General features: G+C 74.1%; 25 protein-coding genes. 12 read left to right on the top strand and 13 right to left on the bottom strand.

Annotated elements, in window-relative coordinates:
• Positions 1-3: 3 nt before the first annotated feature.
• Complete coding sequence (locus EV376_RS10530) at positions 4-285, bottom strand: iron-sulfur cluster assembly accessory protein (protein ID WP_130322183.1); 282 nt, start codon at positions 283-285, stop codon at positions 4-6.
• Positions 286-560: 275 nt separating this feature from the next.
• On the opposite strand from EV376_RS10530, the gene dacB reads away from it, so the two are divergent.
• Positions 561-2,141 (top strand): D-alanyl-D-alanine carboxypeptidase/D-alanyl-D-alanine endopeptidase, encoded by a 1,581-nt coding sequence (gene dacB, locus EV376_RS10525; protein WP_130322181.1) that lies wholly within the window; start codon positions 561-563, stop codon positions 2,139-2,141.
• 75 nt (positions 2,142-2,216) lie between these two features.
• Here the strand turns inward: dacB and EV376_RS10520 are convergent, their stop codons facing one another.
• The 4 genes from EV376_RS10520 to EV376_RS10505 form a co-directional block, all read right to left on the bottom strand.
• Positions 2,217-2,564: a DUF1330 domain-containing protein gene (locus EV376_RS10520; protein ID WP_130322179.1), complete on the bottom strand. Its 348-nt coding sequence runs from the start codon at positions 2,562-2,564 to the stop codon at positions 2,217-2,219.
• A gap of 25 nt (positions 2,565-2,589) precedes the next feature.
• Positions 2,590-3,027: a nitroreductase family deazaflavin-dependent oxidoreductase gene (locus EV376_RS10515; RefSeq protein WP_130322177.1), complete on the bottom strand. Its 438-nt coding sequence runs from the start codon at positions 3,025-3,027 to the stop codon at positions 2,590-2,592.
• 65 nt (positions 3,028-3,092) lie between these two features.
• Positions 3,093-3,917: a hypothetical protein gene (locus EV376_RS10510; RefSeq protein WP_486482581.1), complete on the bottom strand. Its 825-nt coding sequence runs from the start codon at positions 3,915-3,917 to the stop codon at positions 3,093-3,095.
• Between the two features lie 276 nt (positions 3,918-4,193).
• The gene (locus EV376_RS10505; RefSeq protein ID WP_130322175.1) at positions 4,194-4,787 is read right to left on the bottom strand and encodes a pentapeptide repeat-containing protein; all 594 of its coding nucleotides are present in this window, start codon (positions 4,785-4,787) and stop codon (positions 4,194-4,196) included.
• 82 nt (positions 4,788-4,869) lie between these two features.
• Here EV376_RS10505 and EV376_RS10500 point away from each other — a divergent pair, with 82 nt between their 5' ends.
• Positions 4,870-6,102: a serine hydrolase domain-containing protein gene (locus tag EV376_RS10500; RefSeq protein ID WP_130322173.1), complete on the top strand. Its 1,233-nt coding sequence runs from the start codon at positions 4,870-4,872 to the stop codon at positions 6,100-6,102.
• 44 nt (positions 6,103-6,146) lie between these two features.
• Positions 6,147-6,788, top strand: a complete 642-nt coding sequence (locus EV376_RS10495; protein ID WP_130322171.1) for an NAD(P)H-binding protein — start codon at positions 6,147-6,149, stop codon at positions 6,786-6,788.
• Positions 6,789-6,848: 60 nt separating this feature from the next.
• Here the strand turns inward: EV376_RS10495 and EV376_RS10490 are convergent, their stop codons facing one another.
• Both EV376_RS10490 and EV376_RS10485 read right to left on the bottom strand, forming a co-directional pair.
• Complete coding sequence (locus EV376_RS10490; protein WP_130322169.1) at positions 6,849-7,313, bottom strand: PPOX class F420-dependent oxidoreductase; 465 nt, start codon at positions 7,311-7,313, stop codon at positions 6,849-6,851.
• 12 nt (positions 7,314-7,325) lie between these two features.
• Positions 7,326-7,967 carry a DUF6642 family protein gene (locus EV376_RS10485; protein WP_130322167.1) on the bottom strand — a complete coding sequence of 214 codons (642 nt, stop codon included), beginning with the start codon at positions 7,965-7,967 and terminating at the stop codon, positions 7,326-7,328.
• 299 nt (positions 7,968-8,266) lie between these two features.
• Here EV376_RS10485 and EV376_RS10480 point away from each other — a divergent pair, with 299 nt between their 5' ends.
• Complete coding sequence (locus tag EV376_RS10480) at positions 8,267-9,067, top strand: M15 family metallopeptidase (RefSeq protein WP_130322165.1); 801 nt, start codon at positions 8,267-8,269, stop codon at positions 9,065-9,067.
• A 96-nt stretch (positions 9,068-9,163) separates the two neighbouring features.
• Here EV376_RS10480 and EV376_RS10475 read toward each other — a convergent pair whose 3' ends face one another.
• From EV376_RS10475 to EV376_RS10465, 3 genes are all read right to left on the bottom strand, one after another.
• Complete coding sequence (locus tag EV376_RS10475; protein WP_130322163.1) at positions 9,164-9,661, bottom strand: hypothetical protein; 498 nt, start codon at positions 9,659-9,661, stop codon at positions 9,164-9,166.
• A gap of 309 nt (positions 9,662-9,970) precedes the next feature.
• Complete coding sequence (locus EV376_RS10470; RefSeq protein ID WP_130322161.1) at positions 9,971-10,678, bottom strand: response regulator transcription factor; 708 nt, start codon at positions 10,676-10,678, stop codon at positions 9,971-9,973.
• Positions 10,657-11,904 (bottom strand): histidine kinase, encoded by a 1,248-nt coding sequence (locus EV376_RS10465; protein ID WP_130322159.1) that lies wholly within the window; start codon positions 11,902-11,904, stop codon positions 10,657-10,659. The genes EV376_RS10470 and EV376_RS10465 overlap by 22 nt, the downstream gene beginning before the upstream one ends.
• A 131-nt stretch (positions 11,905-12,035) precedes the next feature.
• Here EV376_RS10465 and EV376_RS10460 point away from each other — a divergent pair, with 131 nt between their 5' ends.
• From EV376_RS10460 to EV376_RS10445, 4 genes are read left to right on the top strand one after another with little or no spacing between them, the layout of a single operon-like run.
• Positions 12,036-12,935, top strand: coding sequence for an ATP-binding cassette domain-containing protein (locus tag EV376_RS10460; RefSeq protein WP_130322157.1), 900 nt, complete (start codon positions 12,036-12,038; stop codon positions 12,933-12,935).
• Positions 12,932-13,738, top strand: coding sequence for an ABC transporter permease (locus EV376_RS10455; protein ID WP_486482580.1), 807 nt, complete (start codon positions 12,932-12,934; stop codon positions 13,736-13,738). The genes EV376_RS10460 and EV376_RS10455 overlap by 4 nt, the downstream gene beginning before the upstream one ends.
• Positions 13,739-13,740: 2 nt before the next feature.
• Positions 13,741-14,457: a YqeB family protein gene (locus EV376_RS10450; RefSeq protein ID WP_130322155.1), complete on the top strand. Its 717-nt coding sequence runs from the start codon at positions 13,741-13,743 to the stop codon at positions 14,455-14,457.
• Between the two features lie 56 nt (positions 14,458-14,513).
• On the top strand, positions 14,514-15,056 hold the full coding sequence (locus EV376_RS10445; protein WP_130322153.1) for an SOUL family heme-binding protein: 543 nt from the start codon (positions 14,514-14,516) through the stop codon (positions 15,054-15,056).
• Positions 15,057-15,122: 66 nt separating this feature from the next.
• Here EV376_RS10445 and EV376_RS10440 read toward each other — a convergent pair whose 3' ends face one another.
• From EV376_RS10440 to EV376_RS10430, 3 genes are all read right to left on the bottom strand, one after another.
• The gene (locus EV376_RS10440) at positions 15,123-16,583 is read right to left on the bottom strand and encodes a serine hydrolase domain-containing protein (RefSeq protein WP_130322151.1); all 1,461 of its coding nucleotides are present in this window, start codon (positions 16,581-16,583) and stop codon (positions 15,123-15,125) included.
• Between the two features lie 74 nt (positions 16,584-16,657).
• Positions 16,658-17,164, bottom strand: coding sequence for a winged helix-turn-helix domain-containing protein (locus EV376_RS10435; protein ID WP_130322149.1), 507 nt, complete (start codon positions 17,162-17,164; stop codon positions 16,658-16,660).
• A gap of 120 nt (positions 17,165-17,284) precedes the next feature.
• Positions 17,285-18,868 carry a M28 family peptidase gene (locus EV376_RS10430; RefSeq protein ID WP_207228114.1) on the bottom strand — a complete coding sequence of 528 codons (1,584 nt, stop codon included), beginning with the start codon at positions 18,866-18,868 and terminating at the stop codon, positions 17,285-17,287.
• A 180-nt stretch (positions 18,869-19,048) separates the two neighbouring features.
• Between EV376_RS10430 and EV376_RS10425 the strand changes: the two genes are divergently transcribed.
• The 4 genes from EV376_RS10425 to EV376_RS10415 all read left to right on the top strand — a co-directional run bounded on the left by EV376_RS10425 (position 19,049) and on the right by EV376_RS10415 (position 21,320).
• Positions 19,049-19,582: a DUF1697 domain-containing protein gene (locus tag EV376_RS10425; RefSeq protein ID WP_130322145.1), complete on the top strand. Its 534-nt coding sequence runs from the start codon at positions 19,049-19,051 to the stop codon at positions 19,580-19,582.
• Between the two features lie 84 nt (positions 19,583-19,666).
• Positions 19,667-19,918 (top strand): hypothetical protein, encoded by a 252-nt coding sequence (locus EV376_RS30155; RefSeq protein ID WP_165437980.1) that lies wholly within the window; start codon positions 19,667-19,669, stop codon positions 19,916-19,918.
• The gene (locus tag EV376_RS10420; protein WP_130322143.1) at positions 19,878-20,261 is read left to right on the top strand and encodes a hypothetical protein; all 384 of its coding nucleotides are present in this window, start codon (positions 19,878-19,880) and stop codon (positions 20,259-20,261) included. Before EV376_RS30155 ends, EV376_RS10420 begins: the two co-directional genes overlap by 41 nt.
• Positions 20,262-20,468: 207 nt before the next feature.
• A complete protein-coding gene (locus EV376_RS10415) occupies positions 20,469-21,320 on the top strand; it encodes an aldo/keto reductase (protein ID WP_130322141.1) in 852 nt (283 codons plus the stop codon).
• Positions 21,321-21,339 lie beyond the last annotated feature (19 nt).

Raw genomic sequence — 21,339 nt, 5'->3', positions numbered from 1 at the left:
CGCTCACTGCTTCTCGGTGAAGCCGAACTGCACGATGCCCTCGTCGTCGACGGAAGCGTCGACGGAGGCGTCCCCGAGCAGTTCGGCGGCGTCCGAGTCGAGGAAGATCCGGGCACCCTGGTTGTCGACCACCTGGTCACCCGCCAGGGGCCGCTCGACGAGTTCGACGGTGAGCGAGCCCGCGTCCGGGTCAGCGGCGATCCGCACGCCGCCGTCCTCCGCGACGTCCTGCTGGTTGGCGAGGTCTCGGATCACCAGCACGGCGTTGTCGGTCATGGTGAGCATGGCGGGATTCCTCCTGGATTCACGACCGGCCGTCGACGGGGCCGGGGAGCCGGGACGGCCGGAAACCGCCGTCGTGGCTCGGGGCCCGCGACCGGACCCCTCACGCCTACGGTGCCCCCTGCCCGGGCCGCCGTCAAACCGGGCCGCCGGCGCGTACCCGATCGGATGAAATCCGGCGAAGCGGCACAGCCGTTGCGGCCACCGTGCTAGGCGTCCGAAGATTTTCTTCGGTCTCCGGTCTTTTCTGGCAGATATCTCCGTGACAGCATCACCGCATGGACCGTCGCCTCTTCCCCCGGGCGCTCGCACTGGTGGCGCTCGTCGCCGCCGCGGCCACCGCCGGCGCGCCCACCGCCACCGCCGAGTCGCCGACCGCCGCCGCGACCCGGCTGGACGCCACCATCGACGCGATCCTGGCCGACTCGCGCCTCGCCGGCGCGCAGGCCTCCGTCGTGGTCAAGGACGCCGCCACCGGCGAGACGGTCTACCACCGCAACGGCGACCGCCGACTCGTCCCCGCCTCCAACACCAAGCTGCTGACCTCGGCCGCCGCCCTGGAACTGCTCGGGCCGGACCACCGCTTCCGCACCGGCGTGCACGCCGGTGGGCCGCGCCGGGGCGGCGTCCTCACCGGAAACCTCTACCTCCGCGGCGGCGGCGACCCGACGATGCTGGCCGCCGACTACGACGCGCTGGCCGCCCGCGTCGCCGCCGCCGGCGTCCGCGTGGTGACCGGGAAGCTGGTCGCCGACGACACCCGCTACGACGACACCCGGCTCGGTCCGGACTGGACCTGGGACGACGAGCCGTACTACTACGCGGCGCAGGTCTCCGCGCTGACCGTCGCGCCGGACACCGACTACGACGCCGGCACGGTCATCGTCCGCGCCGCCCCGGGCGCGACGGCCGGCGCCAAGCCGACGATCAGCACCACCCCGGCGACCGGCTACCTGCGGTTCGACAACCGGGCGACCACCGTCGCCGAGGGCGAGACCACGCTCTCCTTCGAGCGCGCCCACGGCGACAACACCGTCGTGGTCACCGGCCAGATCGCCGTCGGGGACGCGCCGGCCAGCGACTGGGTCACGGTCTGGGAGCCCACCGGGTACGCGGCCGACGTCTTCCGCTCGGCGCTGCGCAGGCACGGCGTACGGGTGCTGGGCCGGACGGACCTCGGCAAGCCCACGCCGACCGACGCGACCGAGGTGGCCCGGCACGACTCGATGACCCTGGCGGAGCTGATGGTGCCGTTCCTCAAGCTCTCCAACAACGGGCACGCCGAGGTGCTCACCAAGGAGATCGGCCGGGTGCTCGCGGGCTCCGGCACCTGGTCGGCGGGGATCGCGGCGATCAACGGGTACGTGGCCGGCGCCGGCATGGACCCGGCGACCTTCCGGCAGCGGGACGGCTCCGGGCTCTCCCGGCGCAACCTGGTGCCGGCGACCGAGTTCGTCGACCTGCTCACCGCCGTCCGCTCGGAGCCCTGGTTCCCCGCCTGGTACGCGGCCCTGCCGATCGCCGGCGAGGCGGAACGCTTCGTCGGCGGCACGCTGCGCAGCCGGATGCGCGCCACCCCCGCCGCGGGCAACGTGCACGCCAAGACGGGCAGCCTGACCGGCGTCTCCAGCCTGTCCGGCTACGTCACCGACGCCGACGGCCGGGTGCTGGCCTTCTCGATCCTGCTCAACAACTACCTGGCCTCGTCGGTGAAGGGGCTGGAGGACCAGATCGCGGTGGCGCTGGCGTCGTACACCGCGAAGGACACCGCGGGCGCCCGTGTCGCACCGCGGACGCTGCCCGAGCCGCCGGGCCCCGAGGACCGCGAGTGCTCCTGGGTGAAGCCCATCGCCTGCTGAGTCGGTGGAGGACGGGCCCCTTGTCAACGCCGGGCGTTGTACCAGGGGCCCCTCTCGACAGCGAGCCGGCGGCGCTCAGCCGGTGGCGCGGGTACGCAGGTACGCGGCCGTACGGGCGGCGTCGTAGTCGGCCGGTACCCCGTCGACGATGATGGCCGAGCCCTCGATGTGCCGGGTCCGCAGCGGCAGGATCTCCTGGTACGCCGGGGAGTCGTACCAGGCCCGGGCCGCGTCCCGGTCGGGGAACTCGATGATGACGATCGTGCCGGGCCACTCCCCCTCGATGACGTCGACCCGCGGGCCGTGCACCCGGAACCGCCCACCGAACGGGTCCAGGGTGGCCTGGATGCGCTCCAGATAGTGGTGGACGTCCTCGTGGTCGAACGTCGGCGTACGCAGGTGGGCGACGGCGAACGCGGGCATGGAACCTCCCCTGGTCGGCTGCCGGTCAGGCACGTTCCAGGACCACCACCGGGATCTCCCGGTCGGTCCTGGCCTGGTAGTCGTCGTACGCGGGCCAGATCGACGCCATCGTGGCCCACATGCGCGGCTTCTCCTCCGGGGTCGCGGTACGCGCCCGGGCGGTGAACCGCTCGGCGCCGACCTGCACCTCGACCCGCGGGTCGTCGAGCAGGTTCAGGTACCACGCGGGGTGCTCCGGCGCGCCGCCCTGCGAGGCCACCACCAGGTACGCGTCGCCGTCGCGGCCGTAGATGAGCGCGGTGCGCCGCAGTGCCCCGCTGCGCCGTCCCCGGGTGGTCAGCAGCAGCGTGAACACGCCGGGACGCCACTCGTGCCCGTCGGCGCCGTCGGACTCCACGTACCGCCGGATGTGCTCGGCGACCCAGCCCTGCGGGCTGTCCAGCACCTGTTCCCCCGTCGCCATCGAAACTCCCGTCCCCAGTCGACCTGCCGGCACCACGCTACCCCGGTCGGCGCCGGCGTTGCCGGTCAGCGCAGCGCCACCGCCTGGAGGGTGACCCCGGCGCAGTCGTCGGTGAAGGTGTGCTCGGTGGTCCAGGTGAGCACGAGCCGCGCGCCACGCTGGGCCTGGAAGCGGATCGTGAACTCGGCGGACCGGCTGGTGTGCGGATCCTCCAGGCGCATCGTGCGGACCGGGCCGCCGGTGGACAGCCGGACGTCGAGACGGCCCTTCGCCCGCCAGGTCCCGGCGTACACGCGCACGGTCCGCGGTTCGCCGCTGCCGGCGACGGTGAGGGCGAAGCCGCTGCCGACGCCGCAGGTGAACGCCCCGTGCGGGCTGCCCCGGGTGGACCGCACCGGGGTGCCGTCGCGCCACCGGAAGGTCTCCTGGTTGCCGTCCCAGGAGCCGCGGCGGCCCCGGCCGCCGTCGTCGCGGATCTCGCCCGAACCACCGCGCTTGCGAACCGTCGAGGCGTCGCCGTCGAATCCCCAGTGGACCCAGTCCCGGCTGCCCGTGGCGGTCAGGTCCACTTCGGCCGGCACCTCGGCGCGGGCGAGGGTGAGCGTCGGCGACGGCTGCGGCGACGGTGTGACCGGTGTGGGCGACGGGCTCGGCGGCCGCTGCCGGGGCCGCAGGCCGGGCGAGGCCGGCGCGGAGGCCGGGTCGCGTCCGTCGCCGCCGGGACTCGGCCGTCCGACCCCGGCCGGAACGCTGCCGGGGCCCGGCACCTCCGGCGCCGGATCGTCGTCGGCGTGCAGGTACCAGGCGACCGCCACCAGGCAGGCGAGCGCCGCCGCCCCCTCCAGCGCCCAACGCCGGCGCCGCTGGGCGCGGGCCAGCCGACGGAGCACACCGCGGGTCTGCCCCGCGATCGATGACCGGCGTCGCGTGGTGCCGTGCCGTGGCCCACGGGCGTCCGTCCGCGTGAGGTCTTCCTCCGGCACCGACCCTCCACTCCCCAACGCCCGCAGCGCCCAAGCCGGCGGAAACGTTACACCGTCGTGAGCGGTCTCACGTTTGCACCGGAGGGGGTCTTCCGCCACCCGGCAGCGTCCGGTGTGTCCACTTCGTTACCCGGTGGTAGCGTTTCCACCTGGGCACCCTCCACTGAGCAGGGCGTAGTCACGTCAGCCGATCTGGAAGCCGAGCGCCTGCGCGATCACCACCGCCTGCTCCGCGTCGATGACGGCACCGGCCCGCTCGACCTCGGTCGGGTCGAGGGCGGTCAGGTCGCTGCCGCGCAGGTCGGCGCGGGCGAGCTTGGCGCGGTGCAGTTGGGCGCCGGAGAGGTCGACGGCGCTGACCGTGGCCCCGGTCAGGTCGGCGCCGGTCAGGTCGACCTCGCGCATCCGGACGTCGGCGAAGCGCACCCCGCGCAGATCGGCGCCGGGAAGCGCGACGAACGACCAGTCCCCGCCGACGACGGCCAGCGGTCGCAGGTCGCACTGGTCGAAGGTGCTGCCGACCAGCTTGCAGCCGGTGAACTCGGCCTCGAAGAGATTGCAGCGACGGAACACGCACCGGGTGAACGCCGAGTCGACGTGCCGCGAGGCGTTGAAGCGGACGTTGCCGAACGTGCAGCCGGTGAAGACGGCGCCCCGGGTGAGCGCCTCGGTGAGGTCGACCCGTTCGAAGTGGCAGCCGACGAAGTGCCGGTCGGTGAGCTCCTCGCCGTACCAGTCCTCGTCGCGGAAGGTGGTCTCCTCGGTCAGCTCCGGCATCGCCACAGGCTACCGACCGGCACCGACAGGTGTGGCCGGCCGCTCTTCCGGCGACCGCGTACCGACAGGTAGGTTCGCCGTTGTGAGCGTGGCACGCAGCATCGACCCGGACCAGATCGGCTTCGACCCGGCCCGCCTGGCGCGGATCGACGAGCACTTCGGCAGGTACGTCGACGACGGCCGGCTCGCCGGCTTCCAGGTGGTGGTCACCCGCCGCGGCGAGGTGGCGCACTCCTCGGCGTACGGGCTGCGGGACGTCGAGGCCGGGGCGCCGGTGGCGGCGGACACGCTCTGGCGGATCTACTCGATGACCAAGCCGGTCACCTCCGTCGCCGCGATGATGCTCTGGGAGGAGGGCCGGTTCGAGCTGACCGACCCGATCAGCCGCTGGCTGCCGGAGTTCGCCGACGTCCGGGTCTACGCCAAGGGGTCGACGCTCAAGCCGTACACGGTGCCGGCGGTCGAGCCGATCCGGGTCTGGCACCTGCTCACCCACACCGCCGGCCTGACGTACGGCTTCATGCAGACCTCGGTGGTCGACGGCCTCTACCGGGCCGCCGGGTACGACCTGTACCCGCCGGCCGACGTCGACCTGGCCACCGCCTGCGCCGCCTTCGGCGAGCTGCCGCTGCTCTTCCAGCCGGGCACCGCCTGGGGCTACTCGGTCGCCACCGACGTGCTCGGCCGGCTGGTCGAGGTGGTCTCCGGGCAGAGCCTGGACGAGTTCTTCGCCGACCGGATCTTCCGCCCGCTCGGCATGACCGACACCCACTGGTGGGTGCAGGGCGACGCCGCCGACCGGCTCGCCGCCCTGTACGCGCCCGACCCGCGCACCGGCCGGGCGTTCCGGTACGACAAGCTGGGCGCCATGGCGTTCGAGAAGCCGAACCTGCTCTCCGGCGGCGGCGGCCTGGTCTCCAGCGCCGCGGACTACCACCGGTTCACCCAGCTGCTGCTGCGCGGCGGCGAGTTGGACGGGGTACGCCTGCTCGGCTCCCGCACGGTGCGCTTCATGACCCGCAACCACCTGCCCGGCGGGCAGGACCTGGACACGCTGTCCACCGGCGGATTCGCCGAGACGACGCTGGAGGGCATCGGCTTCGGGCTCGGCTTCGCGGTCGTGGAGGACCCGATCCCGTCCCGGGTGCCGAGCAGCGTCGGCGAGTACTACTGGGGCGGGGTGGCGAGCACGGCCTTCTGGGTGGACCCGGCCGAGGAGATCACCGCGCTGTTCTTCACCCAGCTGCTGCCGTCGAGCACCTGGCCGATCCGGCCGCAGCTGCGCCAGCTGGTCTACTCGGCCCTGGTGGACTGACGCGTTCCCCGGCGGGGCGGACGTGCCGTCCATAGCCTGGGGACGTGAGCAACATCGTCGTGTTCGGGGCGGGCGGGACCGCGGGTTCCCGGGTGACCACCGAGGCGTTCAACCGCGGGCACCGGGTCACCGCCGCGGTGCGCCGGCCGGAGGCCACCTCGTACTTCCCGGCCGGCGTGCGGGTCGTCACCGGCGACGCGACCAGCGAGCGGAGCGTACGCGAGCTGGCGCCGGAGGCGGACGCGCTGGTGGTGGCGATCGGCGGCGGTGAGCACGGCCTCTGGCTCGCCGCGGCGCGGGCCCTGGTGGTGGCGCTGCGCGACGTGCCGGACCCGCCCCGCGTGATCCACATCGGCGGCGGCGCCACCCTGCTCACCCCGAAGGGCACCCGCTACCTGGACGAGCCGGACTTCCCCGACGAGTACCGGGACGCGGCGCTCGGGCAGGCCGAGGCGCTGGACTACTACCGCTCGTCAGCCGACGGGGTGCGCTGGACGTACGTGTCGCCGCCGCCGCTGGAGTTCCACCCGGGTGAGCGCACGGGCCGCTACCGGACCGGCGGCGACCAGCCGGTCACCGATCACGAGGGCCGCTCGGTGTTGACCTACGAGGACCTGGCGGTGGCGGTGGTCGACGAGATCGAGAACCCGCGCCACGAGAACGCCCGGTTCGCCGTCGCGTACTGACCGGCGGGGTCGCGGGCCGGCCCCGCGCCGCCTCGGCGGTCGCGGCCCGGCCCGCGTGCGTCAGTCGGCGAGGCGGGCGGGGAAGCCGCCGGTGGCGACCGGACCCCACGCGGAGACGGTGACCCGGATCAGCGACTTGCCCTGGCGGACCATGGCCGCGCGGTACTCGTCCCAGTCCGGGTGCTCGCCGGAGATGCTGCGGTAGTACTCCACCAGCGGCTCCAGGGCCGCCGGCAGGTCCAGCACCTCGGCGGTGCCGTCGACCTGCACCCACGGGCCGTTCCAGCCGTCGGAGAGCACGCACGCGGAGACCCGCGGGTCGCGGCGGATGTTGGCGACCTTCGCCCGCTCGGGGTAGGTGGAGATGACCAGCCGGCCCTCGGCGTCCACCCCCGCCGAGACCGGGGACGACTGCGGGCGCCCGTCGGCGCGGGTCGTCAACAGCACGACCCGGTGCCGGGGGCGAAGGAACTCGATCAGCTCGGCCCGGTCGACCCGGGTGTTCGTCGCGATGCTGCGTGCCACCGGCCGATTCTGTCAGCGCTCCGGCGTCACCGCAGCGCGGCCCCCCGGTTGAGTGGGAACCCGGGGCCGGACCGACGGGCGCCAGGCCCGGCCGTTGGCGTAGATCACCCGGAAGCCGAGGTACGAGGCGAGCGGCGCCCAGTGCGCCGAACCCATCCGGAGTTCGGCGGCGTTGTGCCGCTGCCCGTTGGCCAACACGTCGAGCAGAACAGTTTCGAAGGCCGCCGATTCGACCCAGTCGACCTCGCGGGTAAAACCGCAGATCAGAGCCGCTCCGGTGGTTTCCAGGAAGGTGCGCAGAACCGCGTCGGAGGCGCGCAGCACCGAACAGCTGCCGAAATAGAGACGCCGTCCCTCGCAGCGGCCGGCCATCCGCTCCGCCACGTCGGCCAGCGGCACCGACTCCCAGTCGGTGAGGCAGAGCCGGCTCGGCTCGCCGTGCATCGCGAAGAACCCGACCCGGTAGTCGGCGTACTGCTTGAGCAGCCAGCGGTCGACGAAGTAGAACAGCTCGTCCCGGGTCGCCGCGTCCTTGTGGATGAAGCGGATCTTCCCCAGGCGCTCCAGCAGCTCCAGGGTGGGCAGGACGGAGCCGCGCTCGTTGAGGTCCCGGTGCCACTGGCCCTCGACACAGAAGACGCCGCCACGCGCCACGCGTCCACCTCCCCTCACCGGCGGCGCTGACGTTACCGGCTCCGGGCGCGGCGGGAACATCACCCACGGTGTGCCGGGAAGCGACGTTCCGCTCCATTCCCGCACCACTGCGCTCGTCCGGGAACGGATGGGCGGTTTACAAATGGCCCCAATTCCCAGGTACGACCCGGCCTGCGCGGAATCTGAGGACAATTCTCGTTAGTCCCCTCCTAAGCGACGGATCAGTGTCAGGGTGGAAATAGCGGGACGTCCCGGTCGATGTCCCAAATCCCATTCGCACTCCTATCGGGAGGACTTCTGTGCGCATGAAGACCCTGAAGCGGGCCGCCGTCGCGTTCGCCCTGGCGCTGCCCGGGGCCGCGATCGCCTCCGTGGTCGCCGCACCGGCCGCCCACGCCGACGCCTGCTACACCTGGCACCGCAACCTCTACCAAGGGCGGTCCGGCGACGACGTCCGCCAGCTGCAACTCCGCGTGGCCGGGTGGGCCGGCAACCGCGACATCGTCGAACTCGACGGCCGGTACGGGCCGAAGACCGCCGCCGCGGTCCGGCGCTTCCAGTCGGCGTACGGGTTGCGGGTCGACGGCATCGCCGGCCCGCAGACGTACCGCAAGATCTACGAGTTGCAGGACAACGACTGCACGCCCCGGCACTTCAGCTGGAGCGAGCTGGACGACGGCTGCGGCCGGGGCGGCTGGACCGGGGGGCCGCTCTCCGCCGCCGAGACGCGGCAGAACGCCCTGCGCACCATGTGGAAGCTGGAGGCGCTACGCCGCAGCCTCGGTGACCGCCCGCTCTACGTGACCAGCGGCTTCCGCAGCCGGGCCTGCAACAACCAGGTCGGCGGGGCGCGGGACAGCCAGCACCTCTACGGCACCGCCGCCGACGTGGTGTCGCGCAGCCGCTCGCTGTGCGACGTGGCCCGCGACGCCCGCAACCGCGGTTTCAGCGGCATCCTCGGGCCCGGCGCGCCCGGCCACGGCGACCACGTCCACGTGGACTCGCGCCGGGAGAACAACCGCGACAACACGGCCAACACGACCGTCTGGTCGGCACCGAACTGCGGGGTGGGCAACCGCACCAACGCCCGCCTGGACTGAACCGTCGACGACGGCGACGCCGACCCGGTCCGGGGTGGGGAAATCCCCGACCCGGGTCGGCGTCGTCTCGCCGGGCCGCGCGGACGTACCTCCGCCTCAGCTCGCCCGGGGCCAGCGCGGGGTGGCCGCCGGAGCCGTACGGCCCGGAGCGGTGGGCCGGACCGCGGGCCGCGCGCCGGGCGCGACCACCCGGGAGGCCACCTGGCCCCGGGCGGGATACGCGGGTCGGGCCGGCGCCGGGGTGCGGGCCGGCACCGGGGGACGGGCCGGCGCCGGGGTGCGGGCCGGCGCGGGCCCGTTGATCGTGAACGGGAACGGCACGTGCACGAACGGGTTGCCGTGCCGGATCAGAGCGTCGATCTGCCGCTCGTTGAGGCCGTGTGTCTCCAGGACCCGCCGACCCCAGCGGTGCAGGCGGCACGGGTAGGTCGCGCCGTCGTTGCGGCACAGCGGCCCGGAGGGCCACTCCTCGGCGGCGTGGACGACGACCGCCCGGACCGCGAGCCGGACGTCCTCGGGGGTCAGCGGCACCGGCACCGGCACCTCACCCAGCACCTGGTCGATGGGATCCGTCGACTGCTCACCAACTCGCACGGTAGGCCTCCCGCAGCTCCGGTAGCGGCGCGGCTGACGCGCCGCACCACATCCTCGGCCGGGAGTACGTCCCCCGCCGCCGGAAGGTTCAATCCCGGTACCCGATCAGCAGGTCCTCCGGCGACACCGCCTGGACCCCGTTGGCGGCCACCCCGCACCGAGCATCAGCGGCGAACGCCCGGGCGCCCCGCGCCACCCGTTGCAGCATCGCCGAACGCGGCGAGTTCCCGGGTCCGACCCATGAAGCCGCCATGCTCTCACCGCTGATACTTCCAGCGCTGGAGGTATCAGCGGTGAGAGTATTCGCGATCAGGCCAGGCCGGCGTCGTGGACCAGCAGCGCCACCTGGACCCGGTTGTTCAGCTCCAGCTTCACCAGCAGCCGCGACACGTACGCCTTGGCGGTGGCCACGCTCATGAACAGCTCGGCGGCGATCTCGGCGTTGCTGCGGCCCTGGCCGAGCGCGACGGCGACCTCCCGCTCCCGCTCGCTGAGCGTGGCGAGCTGGCGCCGGGCCCGGTCCCGGCGCGGATCCGCGCCGCCGGCGCCGGTGACGTGCGCGATGAGCTGCCGGGTGACCGTCGGGGACAGGGTGGCCTCCCCCGCCGCGACCCGTTTGACGGCCCGGACGATCTCGGCGGGCGCGGTGTCCTTGAGCAGGAAACCGGCCGCCCCGGCGCGCAGCGCCCGCAACACCTGCTCGTCCGCGTCGAACGTGGTCAGCACGAGCACCTCGGGCGGGTCGGGCGCGGCCCGCAGCGCCTCGGTCGCGGCCAGCCCGTCGAGCCGGGGCATCCGGATGTCCATCAGCACGACGTCCGGCGCGTACGTCGCGACGGCGTCGGGGACCTCCGAGCCGTCGGCGGCCTCACCCACCACGGTCAGGTCGGGGGCGCCGCCGAGGATCATCGACAGCGCCGCCCGGACCAGGGGGTCGTCGTCGACGATGAGCACCCGGACCGGACCCGCCGCGCCGTCCGGCTCCGACGGCGGCGTCACGCCGGCCACGGCAGCCACGCGGCGAGCCGGAAGTCGCCGGAGTCGTCCCGCCCGTACACCAGCCGGCCGCCGGCCAGGTTGACCCGTTCGGCGATGCCGACCAGGCCGGTGCCGGTGCCGGGCAGGTCCGGCGCCACGGTGCCGCCGACCGGCCAGCGGTTGCGGATCTCCACGGCCAGGCCGTCGCCCGGCGCGCCGGCCAGCTCGACGGCGACCGAGGCGCCGGCCGCGTGCTTGCGGGCGTTGGTCAGCCCCTCCTGCACGATCCGGTACGCGCTGCGCCCGACCGCCGCGGGCACCCGGTCCGGGGCGGCGACCCGGTCGACGGTGTCCACCCGGACCCCCGCCGTGCGGGACTCCTCGATCAGCGCCGGCACGTCGGCCAGGGTCGGCTGGGGGCGCTCCGGGCCGTCGGCGGGCGGGTTCTCCGCGCGCAGGACGCCGATCACCTCCCGCAGGTCCGCCAGGGCGGAGTGGGCGCTGGCGCGGATCACCGCGGCGGCCCGCGCCACCTCCTCCGCCGGGGCGTCCGGGCGGAACTCCAGCGCTCCGGCGTGCAGGCTGAGCAGGGAGATCCGGTGTGCGAGCACGTCGTGCATCTCCCGGGCGATGCGGGTGCGCTCCAGCTGCCGGGCCTGCGCCACCCGGAGCTGCTGCTCGGCCTCGGCCCGCTCGGCGCGCTCGCGCAGCGAGACGACCAGCTGCCGGCGGGCCCGGACGAACATCCCCCACGCCAGCACGGTGGCCGCGATGGCCACGCCCCACACCGTGTTCTGCCAGAACGACAGGTCGGGATCCGGGCGGAGGTAGGAGAAGGCGAAATTGGTCAGCAGGCCGCCGGCGGTGACCGCGAGCGCGGCGGCCGTGCGGCAGTGCACCACGACCGTGAAGTAGATGATCAGCAGCGGGACCGCGCCCGCCATCGAGAACGCGGTCAGCGGCAGGGTCGCGACGGCCAACGCGAGCGGCCAGCGGCGGCGTACCCAGAGCAGCGCGCAGCAGGCGAGCCCGAGCACCGCGTCGACGGCCACCAGCCAGCGCGGCTCCAGCGGCACCGCGGCCTGCGGGTCGGGCGAGAGGGCGTCCGCGGTGGCCCAGAGCACCCAGCCGAGGGAGAGCAGGAACGCGATCACGTCGACCACCCAGTCCCGGGTGGTGCGGCGGGGGCCACGGCCGGGCCGTCCGCCGGTGGCCAGCGAACCCGGCAGCAGCCAGGGATGTTCCGGTACGGCGGTGCTGGTCACCCCACCAGCCTAGGCAGCCGGCGGAGCGCCCGGCCAGCTACCAAAGTCGACGGGCGGCGGCGACCTTGGTCGACCGGTCGGCGACCGCCGGCCGCTGCCGGCCGCCGGGCGGCGCGGGCAGCCTGGACCGCATGATCAGCGTCGAACACCTGACCAAACGGTACGGGCGGCACACCGCCGTCGACGACGTGTCGTTCCGCTGCGAGCCGGGCACCGTGACCGGGTTCCTGGGGCCGAACGGCGCCGGCAAGTCCACCACCATGCGGATGATCTGCGGGCTCACGCCGCCCAGCGGTGGCGCCGCCACCGTGCTCGGCCGGCCGTACCGGCAGCTGCCCAACCCGGGCCGGGAGGTCGGGGTGCTGCTCGACGCGTCGGCCCAGCACGCCGGGCGTACCGGCCGGGAGGCGCTGGCCGTGGCGGCCGCCACGATGGGCGTGGACCGGCGGGAGGTGGCGGCCAGGCTGGACCTGGTCGGGCTGGACGGCACGGCCGCGAAGCGCCGGGTGCGGGCGTACTCGCTCGGCATGCGGCAGCGGCTCGGCCTGGCGCACGCCCTGCTGGGCGACCCCCGCGTGCTGATCCTCGACGAGCCGGCCAACGGCCTGGACCCGGAGGGGATCTTCTGGATGCGCGGCCTGCTGCGCGACTTCGCCGACCGGGGCGGCACCGTGCTGCTCTCCTCCCACCTGCTGCGCGAGGTGGAGGCGGTCGCGGACCGGCTGGTGGTCATCGGGGGCGGCCGGATCGTGGCCCAGGGCGGCAAGGAGGAGCTGCTCGCCGGTGACCGGACGCTGGTCCGGGCGCGGGACGGCGCGGCGCTGCGCCGCGCCCTGGACGCCGCCGGGCTCGCGGCGACCGCCGGCACCGACGGGTCGGTGCTGGTGCCGGCCGCCCCGGAGGCGGTCGGCCAGGCGGCGGCCGACGCGGGCGTACCGCTCAGCGAGCTGCGCCCCGCCGAGGGCAGCGGCCTGGAGCAGCTCTTCCTCTCCCTCACCACCAACTCGACGCCAGTGGAGGCCGCCCGATGACCAGCACCGCCGCGACCGCAGCCGGCAACCCGGCACCGGCCGACAGCTTCCGCCCGGCTCGGCAGGTGCCCGGGCCGTCGCTGCTCCGGCTCACCGGCGTGGAGCTGCGCAAGCTCGCCGACACCCGGGCCGGGTTCTGGCTGCTGGTCGCCATCGGGCTCGGCACCGCCGTCCTGGCCGCCGTCCAGCTGATCTGGGCGCCCGACGCCGAGCAGACCTTCGGCGCGTTCTTCACCGCGTCGCTGCTGCCGGTGGGGCTGTTGCTGCCGGTGCTGGGCATCCTGTCGATCACCGCCGAGTGGTCGCAGCGCGCCGCGCTGACCACGTTCGCGCTGGTCCCCCGCCGGGAACGGGTGATCGTCGCGAAGCTCGCCGCTCTCGTCCTGGCGGCCGCCGCCTCGACGGTGACCAGCCTGGCCACCGCGGCGGCCGGCACCGCGATCGCCGGCGCGACCGGTGGGGCCGGCACCTGGCGGATCGAGGGGACCCTGGTCCTGCACGCCGCCGTCGTCCAGGTCACCAACGTGCTGATGGGGGCCGGCTTCGGCCTGCTGCTGCTCAACACCCCGCTGGCGATCGTGGCCTACCTGCTCCTGCCGACCCTCTGGTCGGTGCTCGGCGAGATGATCCGCCCGCTGCGCGGCCCGGCCGGCTGGCTGGACACCGGCCGGACGATGGAGCCGCTGTTCACCCCCGACGTCACCGGTGACCAGTGGGCCCGGCTCGCCGTGTCGCTGCTGGTCTGGATGGTCCTGCCGCTGGCTGCCGGTCTGCTGCGCACGATGCGGCGTGAGGTGGCGTGAGGATGGACGGCCTGAACGCCCCTGCCGTCGTGAACGGCGGTCGGGCGGAGCTGGCGGTGCTGTGGGGCGGCTTCCCGGCGGTCGGGGCGGCGGCCGGCTGGGCGCTCGTGGCCGCCTCCGGCTGGCTCGTCGAGCAGGAATGGGTGCCGTTCCGGTGGCTGTTCATGCTGGCCACCCGGCTGCCCGAGCCGTACGCGACGGTCGGCACAGTGGCGCTGGGCGTGCTCGCCGGCCTGGTGGTGGCGGGCTTCGGCACCGCCGAACGGCTCAGCGTCACCGTGGACCGGGAACGGGTCCGGCTGCGCCGGCCCCATGGCCCCGAACGGGAGGTGGCGCGGCGGGACGTCCGGGCGGTGTTCGTCGACGGGAAGCGGCTGGTGCTGCTCGGCGCGGACGACAGCGAGTTGGTCGCCGAGAAGTCCGACCTGCCGGCCGGGCGGCTCGCGGCGGCGTTCCGGTCCCAGGGCTGGCCGTGGACCGACGCGGATCCGCACCGGGACGCGTACCGGATCTGGGTGCCGGGGCTGCCCGGCCTGCCGGCGGGCGGGGAGGCGCTGCTGCGGGCGCGGCAGCGCGCCCTCGACAAGGACCGTGACGGGGAGGCGAAGGAGTTGCGGGCCGAGCTGGCCCGCTGCGGGGTGGTCGTCCGCGACACCGGCGGCAAGCAGTACTGGCGGCTCACCCGGTCGGTCCCGGAGCAGGGACGCGACTTCTCCTGAGAACGCGTAGTCACGGACGGTAGCGTTGCCGTTACACGTGCCCCCGGGAGTGCGCGATGACCCAGCAGCAGCCGTACCGCGTGGTGGCCCGCCACCCCGGCTTCGAGCTGCGCCGCTACCCCGCCCACCTGGTGGCCGAGGTGCTCGTCGAGGGGGAGTTCGACCGGGTCGCCCGGGACGCGCTGCGGCCGCTGTCGGCGTACCTGACCGGAGCGAACCGGTCCCGACGGCGGCCGGGCACGGGGGTGGTCCAGGAGGCACAGCCGACGGCCGCGCCGGTGGTGCAGGAGGAGAGCGACCGGCCGGGCTGCTGGCTGGTGCGGCTCGCGCTGCCCACCGGGTTCACCCCCGCCGCCCTGCCCGAGCCGGCCGACCCGCGGGTCCGTACCCGGCAGCTGCCCGCGCACCTCGCCGCCGCCGTCCGGTTCACCGGGCGGGGCACGGCGGCAGCGTTCGACCGGCGGGCCACCGCGCTCGGCCGGGCGGTCACCGCGGCCCGCCTGCACCCGGTCGGGGCGGTCCGGTACGCGCGGCACGACCTGCCGTGGCGGCCGTGGTTCCTACGCCGCAACGAGGTGGTGCTGCCGGTCGCCGGGTGAACGCCACCGGCCGATGCGGGTGGCGCTCGCCGGGGGGCTCGCGGCCTGATTCGTGCTCGGCGGCCGTCATGCCACGACGGCTGCGACCGCCCCGGCGACCAGGGCGACGGAACCGGCCAGTCCGGTCAGGCGGCGCCACCGCGGCGCACCGGCGAGGACCGGCAGCGCGCGCCAGCGGGACGCGGCCGGGACGAGCGCGGCGGCGGACAGCCCAACGCCGAGCAGCCAGTACCAACGGGGAACTGCCGACCAGTCGCCCAGCCGGTGACCGAGCGCGGGGTAGAGCAGCGCCCAGGCGACGGCGGGCGCCAGCGTGAGCCGGTCCCGCGCCGTGCGCAGCGTCCACAGCAGACTCGACCCGCCGAGGACCGGGAACACGACCGCGATGCCGATGCCGACCCAGTCCGGTAGCGCCGGTGGCTCGCCGTCGGTCGGCTGCTCGGGTACGCCGAGCAGCCGCAGCCCGAGGTCGTCCACGTCGCGGTCGGTGTTGCCGAGCACGACCACGCCTCGCCCGGTGGCCCGCTCGAACCCGACGTACGACCGGAAGCCGCCGGTGCCGCCGTTGTGCCAGACGACCTCCCGGTCGCCGTGGCGGGTGGTGAACCAGCCGTACCCGACCCGGGTGCGCTCGTCGTCGGTGAACCGGGGGGTGGCCGCGTCGGCGCCGGGGGCGCTGCCGGCCAGCATCGCGCCGACCAACCGGGCCAGATCCTCGGCGGTGGACCAGAGGCCCATGCCGGCGGGCGCGTACCCGCTGCCGACCCAGGGCTCGGCGACCCGGCCACCGGCGGTCGACCCGACAGCCCGGCCCGGCGGCAGGCCGTCGCCGGCGGCCACGGTGTGCGCCATGCCGAGCGGTTGCAGGACCTCCCGGTTCAGCAGCTCGGGGTAGCCGGTGCCGGCCTGCCCGGCCAGTGCCTGCCCGAGCAGCGCCACCCCGAAGTTGGAGTACGACACCTGGCCGCGACCGGCACCGGGCTCCTGGTCGCCGGCGGCCGCGACGATCCGGTCGGCGTCCCAGCGGGCGTACGGGTTGCCGGCGGTCAGGCTCGCCCACCACAGCCGCGCGAACTCGGGCGCCGAGAGGGCGAGCCGAGGCAGCCCTGAGCGGTGGCTGGCCAGCTCAGCGAGAGTGACCTCGCCGGTCGGGCCTTCGACGCCGGGCAGCACGGTGGCGAGCCGCTCGTCGGGGCGTACGGCGCCGGCGGCGGTCCGCTCGGCGAGCAGCATGCCGGTGAGCGCCTTGCCGATCGAGCCGATCTCGAACGGCGTGCGCGGCTCGACCGGCGCGCCGTCCGGGTCGCGGTCGCCCAGCCCGGCGGTGCGCAGCTGACCGTCCTCGACGAGCGCGACGGCGAGACCGCGGTGGCCCCGCGGGTCGTCCACTGCGGCCCGGACGGCGCCGGCCAGGTCGGCGTCGCCGGTCTGCTGGGCGGTCAGCCGGGGTGGGCGGGGCAGCAGGCCGACGGCGACGACCGCCGCGACGAGGCCGACGACCAGGGCGAGGGCGATCGGCTTGCGCATGATGCTCCCTTCGTCGGTGGCGAGCGGTGGGCACGTCAGGGTGGCTGGTGGCTGGCGCCCGCACCGGCGGGCGCTCAGCGGCGGGCCGCGGTGAGGATGGCCAGCAGCGGGACGACCCGGTCGGCGGGCACGGTGTGCCGGCCCCGCCCGGCGCTGCGCAGCCAGCCGGCGGCGGTGAGCTGGCGCAGGTGGTGGTGGAGCTGTCCGGTGGTGCCCAGTCCTTCGATCTCGGCCAGTTCGGCCGTGGCGTGCCGGCCGCCGAGCACCTCGCGCAGCAGCCGCAGCCGCACCGGGTGGCCCAGTGCGGACAGGGTGGCGGCCAGCTCCGTCCAGTCGGCGGCGAGCACGTCGTCGACGAACAGCGCGTACTGCCAGTCGTGGTGCTGCCCCTGGAGGCGGACCGCCCCGGTGTAGAGGACGGCGCCGTCGCTCCCGGCCGGGAGGCGCTGCTTGAGCCCTTCGAGCGCCCAGAAGACCTCGTCGGCCGGTGCCGGCGCGACGGGCGGGCCGCCGGCGATCTGCTCGGCCAGGGCGGCGACCTGCGCCTCCAGGGCCGCCAACCGCTCTTCGATCTCCGCCATGCGTCGATAATACGAAGTTACGTACTAGCGTGCAAGCCGGCCTGCCCGCGCTGACGGCCAGGGAAGAGCGATCGGGCCGGGCCCGAGGAGGGGCCCGACCCGATCGGTGGAACGGCTGGACTACGCCGAGGCCGGTCCGTGCGCGTGCCTGCCGCCGGCCTTGCCGTGCGACTTGCCCGGGGACCGCACGCCGTTCACGGTCGAGGTGTCGAACGCGAACGTGATCACCGCGGCGGCGACCGCGTCGGCGTTGACGTCGAGCGCGAAGACGTTGACGTTGCCGTGCAGGTCGTACTCGGCGTCCAGCGCTCCGTACAGTGCGGCGTCGCCACCGTCGGCGACCGGCGTACGGCTGTCACACGCCTGGTGGTAGCAGGGGTCGTAGGACTCCCCCACCACACCACCGAACAGCTCGGCCTCGGCGGCCGTCTTGCGGCCCTCCGCGCCGGTGAAGAGACCGCCGGACGGGATACCGACGTCGATGAACGCTCCGTAGTCCGAGCGGCCGGTGAAATCGGCCGGGACGGTCGGCAGGTCACGGGAGGCGAAGAAGTCCTCGAACACCTTCTCGACCTGTGCCGAGCCCTCCGGGCCCGGGCCGGAGCCCTCGTTCGCCGAGTCGTCGCCGTCGTACACCCCGAAGACGTAGTTCGGCGAGCCGATCATGTCGAAGTTGAGGTAGAGGGCGATGTCGGCGACCTGCCGCTCGGACAGGCTGTCCACGTAGTACTGGCTGCCGAACAGGCCGGCCTCCTCCGCGCCCCACCAGGCGAAGCGGACCGCGTTGTTCGGCTTCACCTTCGCCATCTGCAGCGCGACCTCGAGCAGGGCGGCGCTGCCGGTGCCGTTGTCGTTGTAGCCCGGTCCCGCGGGATCCGAGTCCAGGTGCGCCCCGGCCATGACCACGTTGTCGGTGCGGCCGTTGCGGGTCTGGGCGAACACGTTCTCGGTGCTGCGGACCTCCGAGATGGTGTCGGCCTCGATGCGGACCACCAGCCCCGGCGTCGCCGCGAACTGCTCGCCGAGGTAGTACGACACCGAGACCGTCGGGATGCTGACGGGCCCGCTGAGGGTGCCGCCGAAGAGCTCGTAGCGGTCGACGTTGGCCTCCGGCGTACCGTTGCCCTGGTTCATGATGATCGCGCCGACCGCGCCGGCAGCCGCGGCGTTGGTGGCCTTGACCCCGAAGTCGCAGCTACCGCGCTGCATCAGAGCGATCTTGCCGACCACGTCGACGCCGGCGAAGTCACCGGCCTCGCAGCCCGACGTCGAGGCGCGCGGCGGCGTGAGGTTGAGGTCGATCGGGACGACCTGACCCTGCCCGACCCCGTCGCCGGAGTAGCTCATCAGCAGGTAGTCGACCCCGTCGGAGTACGTGGTCGGATTCGGCGCCACCTGGGCGAACGACGAGCCGAACTCCTCGAAGAACGGGAAGTCGAACGGCTGCCGCGTCACCTGGTAACCGGCCTTTTTCAACAGCCCGGCCACGTAGTCGGCGCTCGCGTCGTAACCCGGGCTTCCGGAGGCGCGCGTGCTGTTGTTGGCGTTCGCGATGCCCTGGAAGGCGTCGAGGTGCTTGAGCACCCCCTTCACCGTCACCGCCTTGGTCAGCTTCTTGACCGAGTTGTTGTTCGGGTCCGCCAGCGCCGGGCTTGCCAGCGCCACCGTTCCCAGGAGGGTGCTGGCCGCGATGGCGGCGAGCAACCTCCTACCTGAGAAAGGCACCACGATGTGCCACGTCCTTCCCCTGCGGTTATCCGGCTTCCCGCACCCCCGTGCGCCGGATGTTCCGGCCATCCTGGTTCACACTGTGGACGAATCAAAGGACTGTTCAGCCGAGGCGGAGGGCCGAACGGCCTGCTCCGGCGGCGGAGGGAGAAGGGCATGACGCGCTGGGTGGCGCTACTGCGCGGGGTCAACGTCGGGGGCGTCCGGGTCGGCATGGCCGACCTGCGCCGCGTCGTCGCCGACCTCGGGCACACGGACGTGAAGACGTACCTGCAGAGCGGGAACGTGGTGTTCAACAGCGGCGTCCGCGACGCGGAAGCCCTCGCCCGAGGCATCGAGCGGGCCCTCGCCGAGCTGGCGGTCACCGTGCCCGTGCTGGTCCGCAGCGGTCGCGAGCTGGCGGCCCTGGCCGGCGGCAACCCGTACGCCGACCGCGAGGACGATCCGACGAAGCTGCACGTGACCTTCCTCGCCACCGCGCCGGCGGCGTCGGCGGTCACCGGGCTCACCGTGCCCGGCGGCGAGAACGTGGCGTTCACCGTCACCGGGCGGGAGGTGTTCCTGCACTACCCCGACGGCGGCTACGGCCGGTCGAAGTTCACCAACGCCTACCTGGAGAAGCACCTCGGCGTCGTGGCGACCACCCGCAACTGGCGCTCGGTGCGGGCGCTCGCCGACCTGGCGGCGTAACGGTTCGGCCACGGGTGCCGCCCGGCCGCGAACCGCCGCGTCGGCCCAGAAGGTTCCCTTCTCGACCGACGAAGGGAGCCCTCCGTGTCGCCACGACTCGCCGTGGGTGCCGCCTGCGCGGCGCTGCTGCTCAGCGCCTGCGGGCCGAGCACCGCCGCCACCCCGCAGGCCGAGAATGAGCCGCCGGTCAGCGCACCGGTCGAGGTGGACGGTTTCGAGTTCGACGGCCCGGACCTGACCGGGTGGCGCTGGCTCCGACCGCAACGACTGGGTCTTCATCACCACCGGCACCGGCGTGGGCGGCCAGCCGCAGCTCGAGGTCAAGAGCACCCGTGACGGCCAGTCGCGGCTGCGGCTGCTGCCCGGCGCCCCCGGCTGGGTCGACCTGGCGCTCGCCCGGGCCGGCGGCGCGGTGGTGAGCCGCTACCGGTTGCCCGGGCAGAGCTGGCGGGTGGGCGCCCGCTACGACCGTGCCGATCTGCCCGAGCGGCTGCAGTGGGGCGTGAACGCCTACCCCAGCTGGACCTCCGACACCCCCGCCCCCGACCTGAAGGCGGACGTCGACTGGGTGCGCTTCTACCGGCCGGGCATCCCGGACGAGTGGATCCACAGCGCGAGCGCATACCGGCCGGACGAGGACCTCGTCCGGCACCTGGTGCCCGCCGAGCTGGCCGGCTGACCGCCGCCGCGGCCCCGCCTGGCCTCGCCGCGGTCCCGCGCTCCGCCGGGGCGGGGGCTGGCGCCGGCACGGTGCGGGACGTCCATCCCGGGTGCGGCCGGTGGTGAGGAACCGTCCCCGGCCGGGTACGGGACTTCCGGTGACCGCGTCACGGCCGGGAAAGCGCTACCGTCGTGACGCCCCCCGACAACGGTGTGAGGAGCCGCAGTGGCCAACACGGTACCCGCCATCGCCCTGAACGACGGCAACACCATCCCGCAACTCGGCTTCGGGGTGTTCCAGGTCCCGCCCGCGGAGACGGTGCGGGCGGTGCGGCACGCGCTGGACGTGGGCTACCGGCACATCGACACCGCCCAGATGTACGGCAACGAGGCCGAGGTGGGTCAGGCCGTCCGCGAATCGGGGCTGGATCGCGGCGAGGTCTTCATCACCAGCAAGCTGAACAACCCCTTCCACCGGCCGGACGACGCGCGCCGGGCGTTCGAGTCCACGCTGACCGAGCTGAAGACCGACTACGTCGACCTCTTCCTCATCCACTGGCCGCTGCCCACCCGGTACGGCGGGGACTTCGTGTCGACCTGGAAGACCCTCGAAGAGTTCCGCGGCGACGGCCGGGCCCGCTCGATCGGGGTGTCGAACTTCCAGGTGCCGCACCTGGAGCGGCTGGCCGCCGAGACGGGGACGGTGCCGGCGGTCAACCAGATCGAGGCGCACCCGTACTTCGGCAACGAGGAGGTGCGCGCGTACGACCGGGCGCACGGCATCCTGACCGAGGCGTGGGCGCCGATCGCGCAGGGCCGGGTGCTGGGCGACCCGACTCTGGTCGACATCGCCGACGAGCTGGGGCGGACGGTGGCGCAGGTGGTGCTGCGCTGGCACGTGCAGCGCGGCGACATCGTCTTCCCGAAGTCCGTCACGCCGAAGCGGATCGAGGAGAACTTCCAGATCTTCGACTTCGAGCTGGACGACGCGACGATGGAGCGGATCACGGCCCTGGACAAGGGGGAGGCCGGCCGGCAGGGCCCGAACCCGGACACGTTCGACTACATCCCGGCCTGACCCGCCGCCGCGCCGACCG

Source organism: Micromonospora sp. CNZ295 (genome assembly GCF_004217535.1).
This window is presented reverse-complemented; position numbering and strand designations above follow the sequence as displayed.

What these genes read in the sequence shown, in the direction of transcription:
- EV376_RS10530 (WP_130322183.1), bottom strand. Translation starts at nt 285, where the DNA reads ATGCTCACCATGACCGACAACGCCGTGCTGGTGATCCGAGACCTCGCC.
- dacB (WP_130322181.1), top strand. Translation starts at nt 561, where the DNA reads ATGGACCGTCGCCTCTTCCCCCGGGCGCTCGCACTGGTGGCGCTCGTC.
- EV376_RS10520 (WP_130322179.1), bottom strand. Translation starts at nt 2,564, where the DNA reads ATGCCCGCGTTCGCCGTCGCCCACCTGCGTACGCCGACGTTCGACCAC.
- EV376_RS10515 (WP_130322177.1), bottom strand. Translation starts at nt 3,027, where the DNA reads ATGGCGACGGGGGAACAGGTGCTGGACAGCCCGCAGGGCTGGGTCGCC.
- EV376_RS10505 (WP_130322175.1), bottom strand. Translation starts at nt 4,787, where the DNA reads ATGCCGGAGCTGACCGAGGAGACCACCTTCCGCGACGAGGACTGGTAC.
- EV376_RS10460 (WP_130322157.1), top strand. Translation starts at nt 12,036, where the DNA reads ATGATCAGCGTCGAACACCTGACCAAACGGTACGGGCGGCACACCGCC.
- EV376_RS10455 (WP_486482580.1), top strand. Translation starts at nt 12,932, where the DNA reads ATGACCAGCACCGCCGCGACCGCAGCCGGCAACCCGGCACCGGCCGAC.
- EV376_RS10450 (WP_130322155.1), top strand. Translation starts at nt 13,741, where the DNA reads ATGGACGGCCTGAACGCCCCTGCCGTCGTGAACGGCGGTCGGGCGGAG.
- EV376_RS10445 (WP_130322153.1), top strand. Translation starts at nt 14,514, where the DNA reads ATGACCCAGCAGCAGCCGTACCGCGTGGTGGCCCGCCACCCCGGCTTC.
- EV376_RS10440 (WP_130322151.1), bottom strand. Translation starts at nt 16,583, where the DNA reads ATGCGCAAGCCGATCGCCCTCGCCCTGGTCGTCGGCCTCGTCGCGGCG.
- EV376_RS10435 (WP_130322149.1), bottom strand. Translation starts at nt 17,164, where the DNA reads ATGGCGGAGATCGAAGAGCGGTTGGCGGCCCTGGAGGCGCAGGTCGCC.
- EV376_RS10425 (WP_130322145.1), top strand. Translation starts at nt 19,049, where the DNA reads ATGACGCGCTGGGTGGCGCTACTGCGCGGGGTCAACGTCGGGGGCGTC.